This is a genomic window from Ruegeria sp. CI5 (assembly GCF_056536885.1).
This window is the reverse complement of sequence record NZ_JBQFQN010000001.1, coordinates 1,629,590-1,647,254: the sequence shown is the minus strand read 5'-3', so window position 1 is coordinate 1,647,254 and position 17,665 is coordinate 1,629,590. Positions and strand designations below refer to the sequence as shown.

Below are 17,665 nucleotides of genomic sequence, written 5' to 3'. Positions count from 1 at the left end.
GCCTGCGCAACTTCTGTTCGGGGTCCGGCCGCAAACCGGACCCCATTATCCCCATCGGAGCCTTTCATGACCGACCTGACCGCGGGATCCGCCGGCCTCGACCGGATCCGGGAGGATTACATCAGCATGACCCGTCGAAAACGGGTTTACGGTGGGATACTTCTGATCCTGTTCGTGGCACTTATGGCGGCCGGATTCCGGACCGCCGACATGCGAAACGCCGGTAGTTTTGCCGATGGGTGGAACCGCATTTTCGATTACCCTGCCGAGGTTCTGACTGAGGCCTGGGAGAAGATCGGGGAATTGCCCGCGAATTTGGTCGAGTTCTTTCCCGCGCTGATCGAAACACTGAATATCGCCGCCGCGGCCACGCTGGTGGGCACTCTGGGCGGCACCATTCTGGCGCTGATGTCCACCCGCGGCATGGCGCTGTGGCCGTCGTTGATCCCCGTTTTTCGCCGTATTTCTGATATTTGCCGGGCCGTTCCGGAAATCGTCATCGCGTTGGTACTGATCTTTGTTCTGGGCGGCGGGCCTGTGCCTGCAATGATTGCCATCGCCATTCACACTGCCGGTGCTCTGGGCAAGTTGTTTTCCGAAGTGAATGAAAACGCCTCTCTGAAACCGGTAGAGGGGCTGCAGTCGGTTGGCGCCAACTGGTCGCAGCGGATGTATTTGGGCGTGATCCCGCAGGTCGGGCCAAACTACGTCAGCTACGCCCTGCTGCGGTTCGAGATCAACATCCGCGCTTCGGCCATTCTTGGTTTCGTGGGGGCAGGTGGCTTGGGGTACGAACTGCGCAACGCCATGTCCTGGGGGCAGGGGCGTTACGACGAGGCGGCGGCCATCTTTCTGCTTCTGTTCGTCACCATCGTGGCCGTGGATCAGCTGTCCGGCATTTTGCGTGACCGCCTGACACACGGTTCCGCCAAAGGAGCCGCAGCATGAGCACCTTTGCCACTGATCTGCCGATCAACGACTTGAAAGCCAAAGCCGACCACATCTTTCGGCACAAACGGGCTGTGAGTTTCGGGTTGCCGGGGCTGCTCATTCTATACCTGGTCTATGTTTTCTTTGCCTTTGACGTGCCCGGCTTGACCGAGCGGGCCAACTGGGAAAACGGCAAGACGCTTGTATCCGACAGCTACAGCTACAAGACTCATGTGACCCGGGACAATCGAAACGGACAAGTGTCCGTCGCGATCGAGGGAGAGCGCAAGGGTGCTTACCCGGATGGCACTGCGCCGGAATGGGTCGCTTTGGGCGAAACCACGGTGATTGACCTGGAAGATGGCCATATCGTTCGTTTTGGACCTGAAACCGTGGAATATGACATCCCCGGTTACGGAACAGTGCGCGCAACGCCCAGCCGGTCTGCCGGAGTGCAGGCCGAGCTGCCGACTGCCGAGGTGCCGGACTGGATCAACATGTCAAAGAACCGCCTGGCGATCACCACGCCGGCGGGCCGGCTGACCGTGACACGCAACCGGGCCGAGGTGTTCCGGTATTTCAACGGGTGGGAACTGTTCTGGTTCACACTGGACAGCCCCTATCACGGTCAGTCTTTCAGCCAGTTGATGGGGCGTGCCGCATCGGGCGAGGCCGCGGAAATATTTGACGATTTCTGGACCAACAAAATGTGGCGCCATCAGGATGTTGCGTGGGCGATCTTTGAAACGCTTCTGATGGCTTTTCTAGGTACTCTGGGGGCGGGGATGATCGCTTTGCCCCTCGCATTTCTGGCGACACGAAATTTCAATCCGTTTAGAACGGTCCGATTTGCCACCCGTCGTATCTTTGATTTCGTGCGCGGTGTTGATGCGTTGATCTGGACGGTGGTTCTGGCACGCGCCTTCGGGCCGGGGCCGCTGACAGGGGCGCTGGCCATCCTGGTCACCGATACCGGCACCTTCGGCAAGATCTTCTCCGAGGCGCTGGAAAATGTTGATCAGAAGCAGATCGAAGGCGTGCAGTCCACCGGGGCCAATGCGCCGCAGAAATATCGTTTCGGTGTGATCCCGCAGATCACGCCGGTTCTGCTCAGTCAGCTCCTGTACTTCCTGGAATCCAACACCCGCAGCGCAACCGTGATCGGGGCGATAACCGGGGGCGGGATCGGTCTGTTGCTGACACAGGCGATTATCACCCAGAAAGACTGGGAGGAAGTCGCCTATTACATCGTGCTGATCATCCTGATGGTCATGCTGATGGACTGGTTTTCGGGCTGGCTGCGCAGGCGGCTGATCCAGGGCGGGCCGCCCAAGTCGCGCAAACAGCGCGATCCGCAGGCCAAGCCCCTGATGTTGCCTTGAACCGTATACGAGGACTTGCAGACCATGGCGCGCTTGCGACCGGACCAGCCTTTCATTCACCCGGATTGCCAGATAACCGGCAGCAGCTTTGGCGCCTTTGTCGAAATCGGTGCCGGAACGCGGGTGACGAATTCGGTGTTTGGGGACTATACCTATTGCGACCGCACCTGCGACATCGCCAATGCACGGATCGGGAAATTCGCCAATATCGCCAGTTTCACCCGGATCGGCGCCACCGACCATCCGATCGAGAAAGCGTCGCTGCATCACTTCCACTACCGCTCGGCCGACTATTGGGACGATGCCGAGGACGACGCGGACTGGTTCGCCCGGCGCGCCGGGCGGTTGGCGCATATCGGGCATGACACCTGGATCGGCCACGCGGCCATCATCAAGCCCGAGGTGACGATCGGGCACGGGGCAATCGTAGCCTCCGGGGCGATCGTGACCAAGGACGTGCCACCTTATACCATCGTCGGCGGCGTCACTGCCCACCCCATCCGACGCCGGTTCCCCGAACACGTGGCCGAGCGTATGATGGCTCTGGCCTGGTGGGACTGGGACAATGCCCGACTGCGCGCGGCGCTGCCGGATTTCCGCGCGTTGCCCGCCGAGGCGTTTTTGGAGAAATACGAGGATTGACCGGCATCACCCGTGATCGTCATCCAGCGTCAGAGTGACCCGCTCGCCCGCAAAGACGGTCTTGCCGTATTCAACCGGATGCCCCTGCGGATCGGCGTTGATGCCGACCGAATGCAGAACCGGCGCGCCCTCGATCAGGTGCAGGTGCCGGGCCTGAATCGCATCAGCCGCGCGGGCGGTCAGGCGCGTCGAGATGCGGGTATAATCCGCCACGCCGCAGTGCCGCAGCGCCCGCGTGACCGAGCCGTTCTGGGCCAGCGCTTCGGACAGGTCGGGCAGGCGCGCGGCGGGAAAGACGCTTTGGAACACCGCGATCGGTTGGCCATCGGCCAGCGACAACCCGTCATAGACATGCACCGGGTCGCCGGGGGCCAGGGCCAGCGCCTCGGCCTCGGTCTTGTCGGCGGCGCGGGTGATCAGCGACAGCACCTGCTTGCCCGGGATCTTGCCGCTGGCCGAGATGTTCTGGTGGTACCGGACCCGTTTGCCGATCGGGTAATCGGTTGCGGCTGCCGAAACAAACACGCCTGCCCCGCGGCGGGGATGCACCAGCCCTTGCTTGGCCAGTTCGGCCAGGGCCCGGCGCACCGTGTGGCGGTTCACGCCGTGGGTCGCGGCCAACTGCGCCTCGGTCGGCAGGCGGTCGCCGGTTGCAAAGCGCCCCTCGGCGATGTCGGCGGTCAGCGCCAGCGCGATGGTCTTCCAGATCGGTGTTTGGCTCATGTCATCAAAACTTCACAGCATATTCGTTGCGAGTCACCCTTTGCTCCGCTATTATTTGTCTAGTTGTATAGTAGGTGTAGACAACTTGGCCAAGAGGCTTTGATGGCGGATCAGACAAAAATCGCGACGGGTGATCGACGGGCCTGGCTGGGCCTTCTGGCACGTGCGCCGGCCGAGGCGCTGGCTGCCTTGTGGACCGCCTATGGCGCAAGTCCCGAATTCCAGTGGTTGCGCACGCCCGAGATCGGCGGCGTCATGGTGCGGGGGCGGGCAGGCGGCTCGGGCGCGCCCTTCAATCTGGGCGAGATGACGGTCACGCGCTGCGCTCTGGTTCTGCCTGACGGAACCGAGGGCCACGGATATGTGCAGGGGCGCGACAAGACCCATGCCGAAACCGCCGCTCTGATCGACGCGCTGATGCAGACCGGGCACGCCGACGCGGTGCGGGCGAGAATCCTGGAGCCGCTGACCCGCCAGGTCCAGGCGGCCAGAACGGCCCGGGCCGCCAAGGCCGCGGCCACCAAGGTCGAGTTCTTCACGATGGTTCGGGGAGAGGATCAATGACCCAACAGACCCGTTTTTCAGGCGGTTTCACCGATGCGCCGGTTCAGGCGGCCCACGCCTTTCGTGCGGCCATGACCGTGATGGCGCGTCCGGGTGAGCTGCGGCAGCTGAATGGCGCGACCCCGCCCAACGGCCTGTCGGTCGCTGCGGGAACGCTGCTGCTGACGCTGTGCGACCCGGATACGGGCGTTTATCTGGCGGGCGCGGCCGACAACCCGGCCATTCGCCAATGGCTGACTTTCCACACCGGAGCGCCCCTCGTGCCCGCCGCGCAGGCGGATTTTGCCTTCGGTTTCTGGCAGGATCTGGTGCCGCTGGACCAGTACCGGATCGGCACGCCGGAATATCCCGACCGATCCGCCACCCTGATCGTGGAGTGCGACGTATTGCACCAATCCGGCGCCACCCTGCGAGGGCCCGGCATCCGCGACACTGCACGCCTTGCCCTGCCCGATGTCGCGGCGCTGCAGGCCAATTCGGACCTGTACCCCTTGGGGTGCGATTTCTTCTTCACCTGCGGGGATACGGTCGCGGCCCTGCCGCGCAGCACCCGCATCGATCCAAAGGGTTAGGCCATGTACGTAGCCGTAAAAGGGGGCGAAAAGGCAATCGAAAACGCCCATGCCTGGCTGGCCGAGGAACGCCGGGGCGATCCCGGCGTGGCTGAATTGTCCTTGGCCCAGATCCGCGAACAGCTCAGCCTTGCGGTGAACCGCGTGATGGCCGAGGGCTCTTTGTACGATCCCGATCTGGCCGCGCTGGCGATCAAACAGGCGCGGGGTGATCTGATCGAGGCGATCTTCCTGATCCGCGCCTACCGTACCACCCTGCCGCGGTTTGGTTGTTCGACCCCGGTCGATACCGGCGGCATAGCCTGCGACCGCCGGATCTCGGCCACGTTCAAGGACGCACCGGGCGGGCAGGTTCTGGGCCCGACCTTCGACTACACGCACCGTCTGCTGGATTTCAAACTGGCCGCCGATGGTGCGGAGCCTGAGGCCCCCACCGCCGCGCCGCGTCACGAGCCGACCCCGCACATCACCGAATTCCTCAAGGACGAAGGTCTGATCCAGGACGAACCCGCCAGCGATGAGCCGCCCGGCGACCTGACGCGCGAACCGATGGAGTTCCCGGCGGACCGCCCCCTGCGTCTGCAAGCACTGACGCGCGGGGACGAGGGGTTCGTGCTGGGCATGGCCTATTCGACCCAGCGCGGCTATGCCCGCAACCACGCTTTCGTGGGCGAGCTGCGCATCGGCACCGTCGCGGTCGAGATGGAGATCCCCGAACTGGGTTTCGCGATCGAGATCGGCGAGATCGCCCTGACCGAATGCGAAACAGTGAACCAGTTCAAGGGATCAAAGACCGAGCCGCCGCAATTCACACGCGGTTATGGGCTGGTCTTCGGCCAGTCCGAGCGCAAAGCCATCGCCATGGCGCTGGTGGACCGCGCCTTGCGCTGGGATGAATTGGGTGAAGACGATCTGGGCGCCCCGGCGCAGGATCAGGAATTTGTCCTCAGCCATGCCGACAACATTCAGGCGACCGGTTTTCTGGAGCATATCAAGCTGCCGCACTACGTCGATTTCCAGTCCGAACTGGAACTGGTGCGCAAATTGCGCCGTGAGGCCGAAGAACGTCTGGCCCTATTGGAGGCGGCGGAATGACTTCAGTGACCTTCCTGCATCCTGTCCGCTTGATGGGGTATCTTTTCGGCAGCCAACGGCCGAGTGGCGGTTTCCGAGCCGATCGCGGTCCATTCGCCGTGTTGGTCGCGCCGCATGGCCCTGCGCCGTCGCCGGGAATGTATCCTGCGCCAGAGAAAGTAGAGCATGACGACCGCGAAGGCCGAGGTAACCAGATAACCGTCCACAACAACACCAAAAACCGAAAGTGATACATCAAATGAATGAGTATAACTTCGCATATTTGGACGAACAAACCAAGCGGATGATCCGCCGGGCCATTCTCAAGGGCTTGGCCGTTCCGGGTTATCAGGTGCCGTTTGCCAGCCGCGAGATGCCCATGCCCTATGGTTGGGGCACGGGCGGGGTTCAGGTCTCGGCCGCGACGCTGACCCCGGATGATGTGTTCAAGGTGATCGATCAGGGCGCCGACGACACGACCAATGCCGTGTCGATCCGAAAGTTTTTTGAAAAGACGGCGGGCGTGGCCACAACCGAAGACACCGAGAAGGCCACCATCATCCAGACCCGCCACCGCATCCCCGAGGCTCGGCTGCGTGCCGACCAGATCCTGGTCTATCAGGTTCCGATCCCCGAACCGCTGCGGTTTCTGGAACCGCGCGAGACGGAGACGCGCAAGATGCACAGCCTGCAGGAATACGGGTTGATGCATGTGAAGCTCTACGAAGACATCAGCCAGCACGGCGCGATTTCCACGGCCTATGCCTATCCGGTCCGGGTGGCCGACCGCTATGTGATGGACCCGTCTCCGATCCCGAAATTCGACAATCCGAAACTGGAAATGGACGCGATCCAGCTGTTCGGGGCCGGGCGCGAGCAGCGGATTTATGCGGTGCCGCCGCATACGCGGGTGGTCAGCCTCGATTTCGAGGACTACCCGTTCGAGGCCAGCAAGGCCGATCATGCCTGCGATCTGTGCGGGGCCGAAGACAGTTACCTGGACGAGGTAATCACGGACGATGCCGGCAACCGGATGTTCGTGTGTTCGGACACCGATTACTGTCGGTCCCGCCGCCAGGCCGGACACCAAGGCCGTTTGGCGCAGGAGGATGCGGCATGACCCCGCTCTTGCAGGTCAAAGGCATCGAGAAGCGCTATGGCGCGCGGATCGGCTGCCGGGATGTCAGTTTCGACCTCTACCCCGGCGAGGTGATGGGGATCGTCGGCGAAAGCGGGTCGGGCAAGTCGACCCTGCTGAACTGTCTGGCCGGGCATTTGAAACCGGATGCCGGGCAGGTGATCTTTGATACCCGCGCCGACGGGCCGGTGAACACGGTCACGATGTCGGAACCGGCCCGCCGGATGCTGGGGCGCACCGACTGGGCATTTGTGCATCAGCATGCCCGCGACGGGCTGCGCATGTCGGTCAGCGCCGGCGGCAATATCGGCGAGCGACTGATGGCCGTGGGGAGCCGGGACTATGGTCAGATCCGCGGGCAGGCGCTGGATTGGCTCGGCCGGGTCGAGATTGCAGAAAGCCGCGTGGACGACCGACCCAGCGCGTTTTCGGGCGGCATGCAGCAACGGTTGCAGATCGCGCGCAACCTGGTGACCGGTCCGCGGCTGGTCTTCATGGATGAACCGACCGGCGGGTTGGATGTCTCGGTGCAGGCGCGGCTGCTGGACCTGCTGCGCGGCCTTGTGCGCGAGATGGGGCTGAGCGCTATCATCGTCACCCATGATCTGGCCGTGGTGCGGCTGTTGGCGGACCGGTTGATGGTGATGAAGGATGGCGAGGTGGTCGAGGCGGGGCTGACCGATCAGGTGCTGGACGACCCGCAGCATGCCTATACGCAACTGCTCGTGTCCAGCGTGCTGCAGGTTTGAATGCTACAGAAAAGATGAAATCCGATGATTGAACTGATCGACGTGAGCAAGAGCTTTACCCTGCACAATCAGGGCGGCGCCGTGATCCCCGTGATGGCGGGCGCGTCGCTACAGGTCGGGGCCGGAGAATGCGTGGCCCTGACCGGGGCCAGCGGGGCCGGGAAGTCGACGCTGATGCGGGTGATCTACGGCAACTACTTGGCGGCCTCGGGGCAGGTGCGGGTGGGCGGCCTGGACGTCGCCCGGGCCCAACCGCGCGAGATACTGCAACTGCGCCGGGAGACCCTGGGCTATGTCAGCCAGTTTCTGCGCGTGGTGCCGCGTGTGCCGACGCTGGAGGTCGTGGCCGAACCGCTTCTGGTTCAGGGGTGCGAGCGGCAGACCGCACTGGAAAAGGCAGCGGGCCTCCTTCAGCGTCTCAACATTCCGGAACCGCTTTGGCGCCTCAGCCCCACGACGTTTTCGGGCGGTGAACAGCAACGGGTGAATATCGCGCGTGGATTTGCGCATGACTATCCGGCTCTGTTGCTGGATGAACCCACGGCCAGCCTTGACGCACGGAACCGCGAAACCGTGCTGTCCCTGATCCAAGAGGCAAAGGCCCGCGGCGCGGCGATCATCGGGATATTCCACGACCAAGAGGCCCGTGACCGGGTCTGCAACCGCGTGGTCGACGTCACGCAGTTTGCGCCGGGGGCGGCGGCATGAAGATGGCCCCGGTCATTGCAGTTGTCGGGCCTTCGGGTGTTGGAAAAGACAGCGTGATCCAAGCACTACTGGCGCGCGTGCCGAACTTCGAAAGGGTGCGTAGAGTCATCACCCGTCCCCATGGCGAAGGCGGCGAGGATTTTGACCGCGTGTCCGAGCGGGCGTTTCAAACATTGGTCCAAGAGGGCGGCTTTGTTCTGCACTGGGCCGCGCACGGGCTGCGCTACGGCATACCCGTTGCGATCACGGAACAACGCCGAAGGGCCGACGCCGTTCTGGTCAACCTCTCAAGGGCTGTGTTGCCCGAGGCGCAGAAGGAATTTCGAGAGCTGATCGTGATATCCCTGACGGCCGAACCAAAGGTTCTGGCACAACGTCTGGCAGTGCGCGGCCGGGAAAGCGCGGCTGATCAAGCCCGGCGTTTGGGGCGCGCCACTGCAGCCCTGCCCGAAGGCCTGAACCACGTGATCGAGGTCGACAATTCCGGGTCACTGGATGCAACCGTTGAAACGATCTTGTCCGGCCTTCAACCCGAAAGGGCGTACCGTTGAAGCATATGGAACCGCCCGTCTTCAGCCTCGCCCACAAGGGCCAGGTCCCCTATGTCAAAAGGGGCTGGCAGCAATGGGACAAGCCGTTGGTTCAGAACGGTTTGCACGTTTTCCAGCATCGGCTTGCTCAGGCGACCGGACAGGGTGATGTGAAAGCGGAAAGCCTCCAGAACGTATGGGTAGCCCCAGTTCGTCAGATTGGCGTCCTGCTCCATGGTCAGCCCGGCCGCTCGGCGCCGGTTCATCTCGGTTTCCGAGGCCGGGGCACGAAAAGGGTCCAGGTCGCGGACACAAGCCGCCGCAAGCGCGTTCAGGTCCCGTGTGTCGCCCACGGGCCGCAAAGCAAGAAACCGACCAAGGCGGGCAACTTCGAGCCTGTCCAGCAAAACGGGGGCGAATTTACCGGCCAGACGGGCGCAGGTATCCTGCAAAGCGGACAGCGACTGATCTTCACGCATGCGAAACGGCGGCTTCATCGTGGCATGAAGCCCGTATTTGCGCGGCACTTGTGTTACCGAGGCGACGTCCAACCCGTCGATGGTCGGATGGTCGACGGTCCGTCCCGCATCGATGTCCCACCCCAGCCACGCGGTTGCAAACCTGCTCCAGTCGGATTGGGCTGGGGGAACGAAATAGATCGCGTATCGCGCAAAATTCACAATGGCCTCCTGTTGCGTGGCCTCTCCTTACCTCAAACCACGTGAAATTCCGATGACAGATGAACTGACCCTTGCCAATGCGTTGCTTGTCCTGCCGGATGAGACTGTCCGGGGGTGTGTCCGTATCGTCGGCCAGACGATCGCTGACATAGACACCGGCGCGGCTGTTCCGAAAGGCGCGATTGACTGTGGCGGGGACTATGTGTCGCCCGGCCTGGTCGAGTTGCACACCGACAACCTGGAACGCCACATCCAGCCGCGGCCCAGGGTGGACTGGCCCCATGCCGCAGCCATTCTTGCGCATGACGCGGAACTGGCCAGCACCGGGATCACGACCGTCTTTGACGCTATGCGCGTGGGGTCGATCCCGTCCGGTGCTGGACGGTATCTGAAATACGCGCGCGGACTGTCGCGCGAGCTGTGGGAGTTGCGAGAGCAGGACGCACTCAAGATCAGCCACTTTCTGCATCTGCGCGCCGAAGTCTGTTCCGAGACGCTGGTCGAGGAACTGCAGGAATTCGGTCCAGAAGACCGGGTGGGCATCGTTTCGTTGATGGATCACACGCCCGGCCAGCGCCAGTTTCGGGACCTGTCCAAGTTCGAAGCCTATCTCAAAGGCAAGTACGCTATGGATGACAACATGTTCGCACGGCACGTGGACCAGTTGCGGGGGCTGAGGGACCGCAATGGAGACCGCCACGAGCAAGAGGCCGTGGACGCCGCGCGCCGCTTCGGAGCGGTTCTGGCCAGCCACGACGACACGACCGAGGCGCAAGTGGCGATATCCGCCCGTCATGGCATTCGGCTGGCCGAATTCCCAACGACGGTCGACGCCGCACGGGCCTGTCACGCTCATGACATTCAGGTCATGATGGGCGCGCCAAACCTGATCCGGGGCGGGTCACATTCTGGGAATGTGGCAGCACGGGAACTGGCCGACTTGGGGTGTTTGGACATTCTGTCGTCGGACTATGTGCCGTCAGCCTTGCTGTTGTCAGCCGTTACTCTTGGGCGCATCTGGGATGACATGGCGCGTGGCATCGCCACTGTGACACGGGCTCCGGCGCGGGCGGCGGGCCTTTCGGATCGCGGCGCTCTGAAACCGGGGCTGCGGGCAGACCTGATCCGTTTTCGAATGCGGGGCGACGTCCCGGCCCTGACCGCGGTCTGGTCGCGCGGGCAGCGCGTGGCCTGATCAGGCCAGATAGAAGAGATAGCGGTCAGGCGCGATGGAGTCCGGGCCGTTGATCTGCTCGAACCCTTCCAGCGGTTGGCCGGAAATCAGCAATCCGCCTGGGACCATGAGCGAGCCAATCAGCTTGCTGAGCCTCGCCGCTTCGGCCACGTCTTCATGTTTGATCCCGCGACCGAAATCATAATGCGCCAATGCGATCCGCGGGCCGTCTTCGGCCAGCTTCTTCAGCATCGGTTCGGCCTCGCCCTGCAGAAAATCTTCGGCCGGCGGGGTGCTGTCCGGGTGACACTGCAGTACCCGGTCCATGACCCAGATGCGCCGGTCGGGCAGGATCTCGCGCAGGTGGTCATAGGTGCGGCCGTTGCCCAAACCCATGTCCAGAACATCGCCTTTCAGCCCTTTGATCCGCGCCGCAGCCCAGTTCAGCCCGTCGCGCTGGGCGGTCAGGCGTCGCAGCATGGAATCCAGTCGGCTCATCAATGTCTCCTCGGGTAATCAGTGTGGTCCCTCGGACCAGACGCGTGTGGGGCCCGCCATGAGACAATCCAGAAGCGCCTCGGTAAAGTCCCAGATCTGTTGATCATGGACAAGATGATGGGTCAACACGCCAAAAGGTTCGGTTGGGTCGGCACGTTCCTCGCGGCGATCCTGCAGCATCGAGATGGTTTTGGCGATCAACGCATTCGGATCGGCCAACCCTCGCGTACCGCGCCAGTCGATCGGATCCAGATGGGTATTGACCTGAGTCAGGCCTGGCGCTGCTTCTACGTGCGTTCTGGGCGTGGCCGTGGACAGGAACTGATAGCCGATCTCCGCAAGCTCTGCCGTCACTTCGGGCGCGATGCGGTTCCAAGGGGGGACGAACATCGGGCACAGACGATCACCGAAGGACTCCTGCAAACGCAGGAAGCCATGGTGTGCATCAGACACAATCGAGGCGAGCGGACGATGCAGGCGGAACTCGGACTTCTTTTCGCCTTCAGGCGCGTGGTTCTGGTGCGCCCAGCCGTGAACCACCGGAACCAAGCTGGTCTGGTCGGCAACCTGGTCGACCAGACCCTGACTGGCATCGCGTGGAATGATGGCCAGATGAACCGGCAGCCCGGTTCGGGATGACAGGTCCACCAAACGGTCCAATTGCCGGCTGGGCGCGATCGCGTCATCGTCCCGCCACCACAGTGGAAGCGTAAGCCCAGCCTCTCGCCACACCTGCAATTCGGATCGCAGCGGCGCCCAATCGGTTGTCATTGCCGAGCCTCCCAGAGCGAGGTGGCAATCTCTACCGACTTGCGGGCTCCGTCAAACCCGCCGTTCAATGGTTCGCGCGGGCCTTGATGCAGAACGCGGTCGGCTGCTTGGGCCAATGCCTCTCCGGTCAGCTTCGCGCTGGGCAGCACGTCGACGGCAGGCAGGCGCGCGAGGCTCTTTGCCCTCAGGGTTTGTTCCACTTCCTTGCCATCGTCAAATGGGATCAGAACGGCCGGGGTCGCGCATTGCAGCAAGTCCATGGCGGTGTTGTACCCGCACATGCTGACCGAGGCTGCGGCCAGCGGTAGCATCTGTCTGAAATCCGGACGTACGGGCTCCAGAATGACATTTTCGCCATTTGTCATATGCCTCAGTTCGGCAATCCGGTCTTCGGCATCCTGACCGCCGACCAGCAGGCGCCAGCGCCTGTTGGGCATCTTTTGGGCGGCCTCGATGGCCGCGCGAAAGATCGGTTGTCCGACCGATCCGCCGCCAGCGCTGACCAGGATTTCATTCGCTCCTTCCCCTTGTTCATGAGGGCCCGGCGCAGGCGGGGCAACAAAGCCCGTATAGAACATGCGCCCGGCCAAACTGTCTGTAACCGGCCAGCTGGCATCCAGCGGCGTGATTTCTGGGTCGGAATGAACCAGTACGCCGTCATAGAAACGCTCAATGATTTCTTCGGTCCGCGCAGCTTTGGCGACTTTCGACGGTGGCGCGAGGATGTCCCGGACCGAACTCAGAACAACCGGACTGGACGGCAGTGACCGCGCAGTGGACAGCAGGGCCAGAAATTCGCCGGCCAGGCTACGGCGGCCGAAGGGATAGAGTTCCGTTATCAGGACATCGGGGTTTACTCGTCGAACAGCCTCGGTCAGGGCAATAGCGCGGGAGTTCAGATAGGCCGCGTCTACAATATCTCCGTCGGCCGTCAGCAACCGCGTGAAATCGGTACCGTCCGAACGCAGGGGTGGCAGTGCCAGCAGGGAAACTCCATCTGTGTTCAGTTGAGGTGCAGGCATCCCGCCGGATGCGACGGTCACGTCGTGTCCGGCATCCGCAAAAGCCCGACCCAAGGTCAGGGCGCGGCTGAGATGTCCGGTCCCCAGCAGATGGGTGACGACGATCATGGTCCTCATAACCCGGCCTCGCGCGGGATAAGCCGGACGGGCTCTGCCTCCGGTCGCATTTGCTCTAAATCGACCACGTAGAGACGATTGCGTTTGATGCGGAACGGCGCGGGGCCTGTAAACTCCCACCCCCAGGCAAGGGCCAGGATGACCCGCATGATTCCGATATGGCAGACGGCAACGTTGTCACCGGTAAGGCTGGACAGCCATGGCACAAGGCGGCGGCGAATGTCGGCCGGGCTTTCGCCGTTGGGGGGACGAAATTCCCAGCTCCAATCCTCGATATGCCGGTACCCAGTGTTGGCATCTGCAATCAGGTCTTCTCCGCGTTGGCCTTCCCAGTCGCCCCAATTCATCTCGACCAAAGCGGCCGAGGTTGCGGGTTCGCGCCCGGCCACCAGCCGCGCAGTTTCGCTGGCGCGGGTCAGGGGGCTGGACCATAGTTCGGCCCGGTCCCAAGGGGCGGGCAGGCGATATCCGGCCAGTTCGGCCTTTGCTTGATCATCGAGGCTGATGTCGCTGCGCCCTTGAATGCGTCCTGCGCGGTTCCAGGCGGTATGACCGTGGCGCAGAAGGGCCAGACGTGTCATGACATCTCCCCTACCAGCGAAGAAACACCCGACCAGAACGTCCGCGTTGCGGTTGGCATCAAATGACGGCCGGCCACGTAGTCGCGCGCTTTTTGACCTTCGCTCCGACGCAGTTCGGGATCGGACAGCAGCCGGTCAATTCGCTCGGCCAGCGCGGCGGCGCCGTAATCAGGGGCAGGATGATTGGCAGGCGCCAGTACGTCGCGCACTCCCGGGCGATCCTGGGCGACAACGGGGACGCCCGCGGACTGCGCCTCGAGATAGGTCATCCCGTAGGCTTCGTTGACGCCCGGCCATACCAACAGAGCAGCATCGGAGTAGATCGTTTCAAGGTCATCGCGGCTGAGCAGGCCCAGAAACCGGACGCTTGTGCCGAAGGGGGCCATCAAAGCCTCGACATCCGGGCGGGCTGGTCCGTCGCCGGCGATGTTCAGCGTCCAATCCCCATTCAGCAATGCCAGCGTATCGGCCAGAATGCGGAAAGACTCCAACTTGTCCCCGTAACGCATCATTCCCACCGTCAGCATCGGCCCCGTGCATCTAGAGGGTCGAGGCAGGTCCGATCGGGGCAGGAAGGGTGGGAGTTCAATCAATGACTGATCACCGAACCGCTCGCGTTCCAGTGTGATCAAGTCATTTGCTGTGTGATAGAAGATCACCTGCGCGGCGTCGCAGGCATCGTGCGCAGCTTGGGCAAAGCCGGCCCAGGGCCCGGAAAGGCGCGACATGGCGCGGGTGCTCTCAAGCTGAACATAGGGTATTCCCCGCGCGCGGCAGACCGCGGGCCCCAAAAGGTCCGGAGCTTTGTAGTAGTTGTGATAGGTCACCCAGAGGCCTGTATCTGCAGGCAGTTCTGTGCTCAGTCGGGTGACCTCGGCCGCGGCTTCGCGGTCGAGACGGTTCTGAAGGTCCGGGTCTCCGGTTTTGTCATAGATGCGCAGCCGCGAGACCAGATCAACACGATGCCCGTCGGCCCCGATTGCAGCCATCAGGTTGCGAGCCATTTCGCGGTCGCCGGACGGAACCGGGCTGTCTGGGGCTTTCATCGGCGCATAGAAGGCGACCCGAACCATCAAGTACCCTCCGCGCACAAGGCTTTCAGGCGGCGGGACAGACGCGCAATGCCGGGGTCCATGCGAAAATTGGCAAGCAAGCGGTCATAAGCCGCATCGGCCATGATTGCCGCTTTCTGCGGGTCGGCGGCCAGGGTGGAAATGGCGTCTGCCAGCGCCTTGGGTTCGTCATCGGACAAGATGCCGTGCACGTTGGTCTGGATGAATTCGGGAATGGCCGAGACCGGAGTGGACAGGATCGGCAGTTTTTGCGACGCGGCTTCCATCAGGACATTGGGCAGGCCGTCCCGGTCACCGTCCGCGGCGATGCGGCTGGGCAGCACGAACAGATCCGCCTCGCGCATGGCCGCAATGACCTCGGGTTGATCGCAGGCGCCTTTCCAGGTGATGCGATCCTGTAGGCGCAGATTTTCCGCTAGGCCGCGCAGGTTGTCCGACAAGGTGCCGCCGCCAATGTGGGTCCAGTGCCAGTCGATCTCTGGGGGGAGCATGGCCAAGGCGTGGATCAAGCGATTAAAGCCTTTCTTTTCCACCAGTCGTCCAACGGACACCATATGGAACCGGTCATCGATGGATCGTAACTCTCGTACGGGCGGCTCAGGAAATCGCGTCAGGTCCAGCCCGTGATAGATCAGATCGACACGGGCGGGGTCATCGGCCAGATCGCGCAAGTGCCGCGCGCCGATCTCGGTGCAGGTTGCGCCGAACGCCGCTCCGAAGGTGTCAGCGTGAAGTTTTTCACGCTTTTCCCACTCGGGCGACGTCCAGATATCCTTGGCGTGAGCCGAAAAGCTCCACGGCAGGCCGCGCATGATTGCAGCATAGCGGGCAACCGAGGACGGGGTATGCAGGAAGTGGGCATACAGCGCGCGCGTGTCGCCGGGCAATTCCGCGGCCAGAACGCAAGCCTGTCCAAAGCGGCGGATCCGGTTGTGCGTGGGATCGCGACGCAGATCCTGTCGCCACACCCGGTAGGCCTGTGCGTAACCCGGAAGCGCCTGTGCGGTTCGTCTCGCCGCCCATACGCGTTGGGGTTCCTGGTACAGGTATTCGGGAAGATAGTGCACCCGCCCCTGAAACCGGTCGTGCAGGGGGTGGCGTTTGGTGTCGGTCGGGTGGCGCAATGACCAGATGTCGAAAGCGTGGCCGGCATCCTGCAAAGCAACCAGTTCCTGAGCGATGAACGTCTCGGACAGGCGCGGCCAACCTTTGACCAACACCGCCAGTCTCGGCTCTGCGTCGGTCATCCGGTCGCTCGTTCCTTTTCGACGCTTAGCAGGGCCTCGACCCGATCAGAGACATAGTCCAAGCCATCCAGCAAACCTGCCTTGATCGCCTCCGACGGAAGGGGCTGCTGCGGCAGGTTGCGAATGGCCGTGATCATCGCATCGGCCGTCAACCCGTCGCGGGTTTCGTCCAGCATCCGCACAAGACCCAGTTCCTCGGCGCGCGAGGCACGGATCCACTGTTCCAGCCGCGGGGTGGTTCGCGGGACGATAACCGCGCGTTTGTCAAAGGACAGCACCTCGCAGAACGTGTTGTATCCGCCCATGCAGACCACACCCGCCGCGCCGGCGAACAGGGTTTCGATCTGGGATTCGAACCCGACCGCCGTCACACGACCGTTCAGGGCCGCCACGCGGGTCTCGAACTCTTCGCGCAACTCACCGGACAGGAAAGGGCCATAGACAAGCAGGGCTCGGGGGGACAGCTTAGGGTCTTTTTCGTACGCGGACAGGACAAGGTTGACCATCGCCTTCCCGTCGCCACCGCCTCCGGGCGTGATAAGGATATAAGGCTGCTCGGGAGGTTCGCCGACAGGGCCGAGATCGCGGCGCAGATAACCGGTCCAGTGAATGCGGGCCTGCGCCGACGGGCTGAGCGGCAATCCTTCTGTCGGGTCATAAACGGACCGCAGGCCGTAGACCCAGATTTCGTGATAGTATTTCTCGGTCGCGGCGACGGCATCCTTTCGGGCCCATTCCGCCGCCAGAACCTCGGGTTCGTCCAGAACGTCGCGAAGACCCAGCACCAGTTTGGCGCGCCCGGATTGATACAGCTGTTCCAGGGTGGGCAGCAGTTCGCCTCGGAATCCGGTCGGCTCCTTGTCGACGACGACGACGTCCGGATCGAATTGGCGCACGGTGGTCTGGATCAGTCCCGAACGCAGCTCGGTGACCTCGTCAATCCCCATTCCGATCGTGCGCGCGGCATACGAACCATCGGCCCGCTTGGTCACGCCCGGCAGGCGTACATGGTCCACGCGCCGCGGAAAAGTGAAGCGCCCGGCAACGGGCGAGCCCGTCAGGATCAGGGCCGAGGCCCGCGGGTTCGCCCGCGTCATTGCCGCAGCCAGCGCTCGGGAGCGTCTGAGATGACCCAGTCCGAACGTATCGTGACTGTAGAACATTATGCGCGGAGCGCGACCGGTCTGTTTGTCGTCGATGCCTAGGCTCATGCCCTCGCTCGTATCTTTGTTACGGTGCAGTTTCCGCGCGTTTCGCACCAGTTATCTTATATTTTTTGACGCCGCCTGCCAAAGGGTCTGTGTCAAAGCCGCAAATGCGTCAATCATTGCGATTTGGCAACAGCCATTGCGCAAGTCACCAATAACGCGAAGCCTGCAACATTCCCCGAAGTTGGCAAAGCCCGGATTTGCCGGATGCTGCCTGCTCTTATAGGAATTCCATAGGGTTGGAAACATCCTGCCTTTGGGCTTGCGCCAAAAACACGGTCC

The 17,665-nt window shown here is 62.7% G+C and carries 20 protein-coding genes; 11 read left to right on the top strand and 9 right to left on the bottom strand.

Annotated features, from left to right (window positions below; translation table 11 throughout):
- The first annotated feature begins 66 nt into the window (after nucleotides 1-66).
- The 3 genes from phnE (ACR0BA_RS08175) to ACR0BA_RS08165 are packed head-to-tail and all read left to right on the top strand — an operon-like array spanning nucleotide 67 to nucleotide 2,954.
- Nucleotides 67-948: a phosphonate ABC transporter, permease protein PhnE gene (gene phnE, locus ACR0BA_RS08175; protein ID WP_480727273.1), complete on the top strand. Its 882-nt coding sequence runs from the start codon at nucleotides 67-69 to the stop codon at nucleotides 946-948.
- On the top strand, nucleotides 945-2,312 hold the full coding sequence (phnE, locus tag ACR0BA_RS08170) for a phosphonate ABC transporter, permease protein PhnE (protein ID WP_480727271.1): 1,368 nt from the start codon (nucleotides 945-947) through the stop codon (nucleotides 2,310-2,312). Before phnE (ACR0BA_RS08175) ends, phnE (ACR0BA_RS08170) begins: the two co-directional genes overlap by 4 nt.
- 24 nt (nucleotides 2,313-2,336) lie before the next feature.
- Nucleotides 2,337-2,954, top strand: coding sequence for an LbetaH domain-containing protein (locus tag ACR0BA_RS08165; RefSeq protein ID WP_170357039.1), 618 nt, complete (start codon nucleotides 2,337-2,339; stop codon nucleotides 2,952-2,954).
- Nucleotides 2,955-2,960: 6 nt separating this feature from the next.
- On the opposite strand, the gene phnF is transcribed toward ACR0BA_RS08165, so the two are convergent.
- Nucleotides 2,961-3,677, bottom strand: coding sequence for a phosphonate metabolism transcriptional regulator PhnF (phnF, locus tag ACR0BA_RS08160; RefSeq protein ID WP_480727270.1), 717 nt, complete (start codon nucleotides 3,675-3,677; stop codon nucleotides 2,961-2,963).
- 102 nt (nucleotides 3,678-3,779) lie between these two features.
- On the opposite strand from phnF, the gene phnG reads away from it, so the two are divergent.
- The 7 genes from phnG to phnN all read left to right on the top strand — a co-directional run bounded on the left by phnG (nucleotide 3,780) and on the right by phnN (nucleotide 9,033).
- Nucleotides 3,780-4,241, top strand: a complete 462-nt coding sequence (phnG, locus tag ACR0BA_RS08155) for a phosphonate C-P lyase system protein PhnG (protein WP_170436272.1) — start codon at nucleotides 3,780-3,782, stop codon at nucleotides 4,239-4,241.
- Nucleotides 4,238-4,813, top strand: a complete 576-nt coding sequence (gene phnH, locus ACR0BA_RS08150; protein ID WP_480727268.1) for a phosphonate C-P lyase system protein PhnH — start codon at nucleotides 4,238-4,240, stop codon at nucleotides 4,811-4,813. The genes phnG and phnH overlap by 4 nt, the downstream gene beginning before the upstream one ends.
- 3 nt (nucleotides 4,814-4,816) lie before the next feature.
- The gene (locus ACR0BA_RS08145) at nucleotides 4,817-5,908 is read left to right on the top strand and encodes a carbon-phosphorus lyase complex subunit (protein ID WP_170581867.1); all 1,092 of its coding nucleotides are present in this window, start codon (nucleotides 4,817-4,819) and stop codon (nucleotides 5,906-5,908) included.
- A 238-nt stretch (nucleotides 5,909-6,146) separates the two neighbouring features.
- A complete protein-coding gene (locus ACR0BA_RS08140) occupies nucleotides 6,147-7,007 on the top strand; it encodes an alpha-D-ribose 1-methylphosphonate 5-phosphate C-P-lyase PhnJ (RefSeq protein WP_480727267.1) in 861 nt (286 codons plus the stop codon).
- Complete coding sequence (gene phnK, locus ACR0BA_RS08135; RefSeq protein WP_480727266.1) at nucleotides 7,004-7,774, top strand: phosphonate C-P lyase system protein PhnK; 771 nt, start codon at nucleotides 7,004-7,006, stop codon at nucleotides 7,772-7,774. Before ACR0BA_RS08140 ends, phnK begins: the two co-directional genes overlap by 4 nt.
- A 24-nt stretch (nucleotides 7,775-7,798) precedes the next feature.
- Nucleotides 7,799-8,482, top strand: a complete 684-nt coding sequence (gene phnL, locus ACR0BA_RS08130; RefSeq protein ID WP_480727265.1) for a phosphonate C-P lyase system protein PhnL — start codon at nucleotides 7,799-7,801, stop codon at nucleotides 8,480-8,482.
- Nucleotides 8,479-9,033 (top strand): phosphonate metabolism protein/1,5-bisphosphokinase (PRPP-forming) PhnN, encoded by a 555-nt coding sequence (phnN, locus tag ACR0BA_RS08125; RefSeq protein WP_480727263.1) that lies wholly within the window; start codon nucleotides 8,479-8,481, stop codon nucleotides 9,031-9,033. The genes phnL and phnN overlap by 4 nt, the downstream gene beginning before the upstream one ends.
- Here the strand turns inward: phnN and ACR0BA_RS08120 are convergent.
- Nucleotides 9,009-9,692: a DUF1045 domain-containing protein gene (locus ACR0BA_RS08120; protein WP_480727262.1), complete on the bottom strand. Its 684-nt coding sequence runs from the start codon at nucleotides 9,690-9,692 to the stop codon at nucleotides 9,009-9,011. The two genes, phnN and ACR0BA_RS08120, sit on opposite strands and share 25 nt — an antisense overlap.
- A 52-nt stretch (nucleotides 9,693-9,744) precedes the next feature.
- Here ACR0BA_RS08120 and ACR0BA_RS08115 point away from each other — a divergent pair, with 52 nt between their 5' ends.
- A complete protein-coding gene (locus ACR0BA_RS08115; protein WP_480727261.1) occupies nucleotides 9,745-10,887 on the top strand; it encodes an alpha-D-ribose 1-methylphosphonate 5-triphosphate diphosphatase in 1,143 nt (380 codons plus the stop codon).
- Here ACR0BA_RS08115 and ACR0BA_RS08110 read toward each other — a convergent pair whose 3' ends face one another.
- The 7 genes from ACR0BA_RS08110 to ACR0BA_RS08080 are packed head-to-tail and all read right to left on the bottom strand — an operon-like array spanning nucleotide 10,888 to nucleotide 17,386.
- Nucleotides 10,888-11,364, bottom strand: coding sequence for a class I SAM-dependent methyltransferase (locus ACR0BA_RS08110; protein WP_480727260.1), 477 nt, complete (start codon nucleotides 11,362-11,364; stop codon nucleotides 10,888-10,890). It lies immediately after the preceding gene.
- 18 nt (nucleotides 11,365-11,382) lie between these two features.
- Complete coding sequence (locus tag ACR0BA_RS08105; protein ID WP_480727259.1) at nucleotides 11,383-12,135, bottom strand: polysaccharide deacetylase family protein; 753 nt, start codon at nucleotides 12,133-12,135, stop codon at nucleotides 11,383-11,385.
- Entirely contained in the window at nucleotides 12,132-13,274 is a 1,143-nt protein-coding gene (locus ACR0BA_RS08100) for a glycosyltransferase family protein (RefSeq protein WP_480727257.1), read from the bottom strand. The genes ACR0BA_RS08105 and ACR0BA_RS08100 overlap by 4 nt, the downstream gene beginning before the upstream one ends.
- Complete coding sequence (locus ACR0BA_RS08095) at nucleotides 13,271-13,855, bottom strand: histidine phosphatase family protein (protein WP_480727255.1); 585 nt, start codon at nucleotides 13,853-13,855, stop codon at nucleotides 13,271-13,273. Before ACR0BA_RS08095 ends, ACR0BA_RS08100 begins: the two co-directional genes overlap by 4 nt.
- Nucleotides 13,852-14,928, bottom strand: coding sequence for a glycosyltransferase family 4 protein (locus ACR0BA_RS08090; protein WP_480727253.1), 1,077 nt, complete (start codon nucleotides 14,926-14,928; stop codon nucleotides 13,852-13,854). The genes ACR0BA_RS08095 and ACR0BA_RS08090 overlap by 4 nt, the downstream gene beginning before the upstream one ends.
- On the bottom strand, nucleotides 14,928-16,175 hold the full coding sequence (locus ACR0BA_RS08085; protein WP_480727251.1) for a glycosyltransferase family 4 protein: 1,248 nt from the start codon (nucleotides 16,173-16,175) through the stop codon (nucleotides 14,928-14,930). The genes ACR0BA_RS08090 and ACR0BA_RS08085 overlap by 1 nt, the downstream gene beginning before the upstream one ends.
- Nucleotides 16,172-17,386: a glycosyltransferase family protein gene (locus ACR0BA_RS08080; RefSeq protein ID WP_170440474.1), complete on the bottom strand. Its 1,215-nt coding sequence runs from the start codon at nucleotides 17,384-17,386 to the stop codon at nucleotides 16,172-16,174. The genes ACR0BA_RS08085 and ACR0BA_RS08080 overlap by 4 nt, the downstream gene beginning before the upstream one ends.
- Nucleotides 17,387-17,665 lie beyond the last annotated feature (279 nt).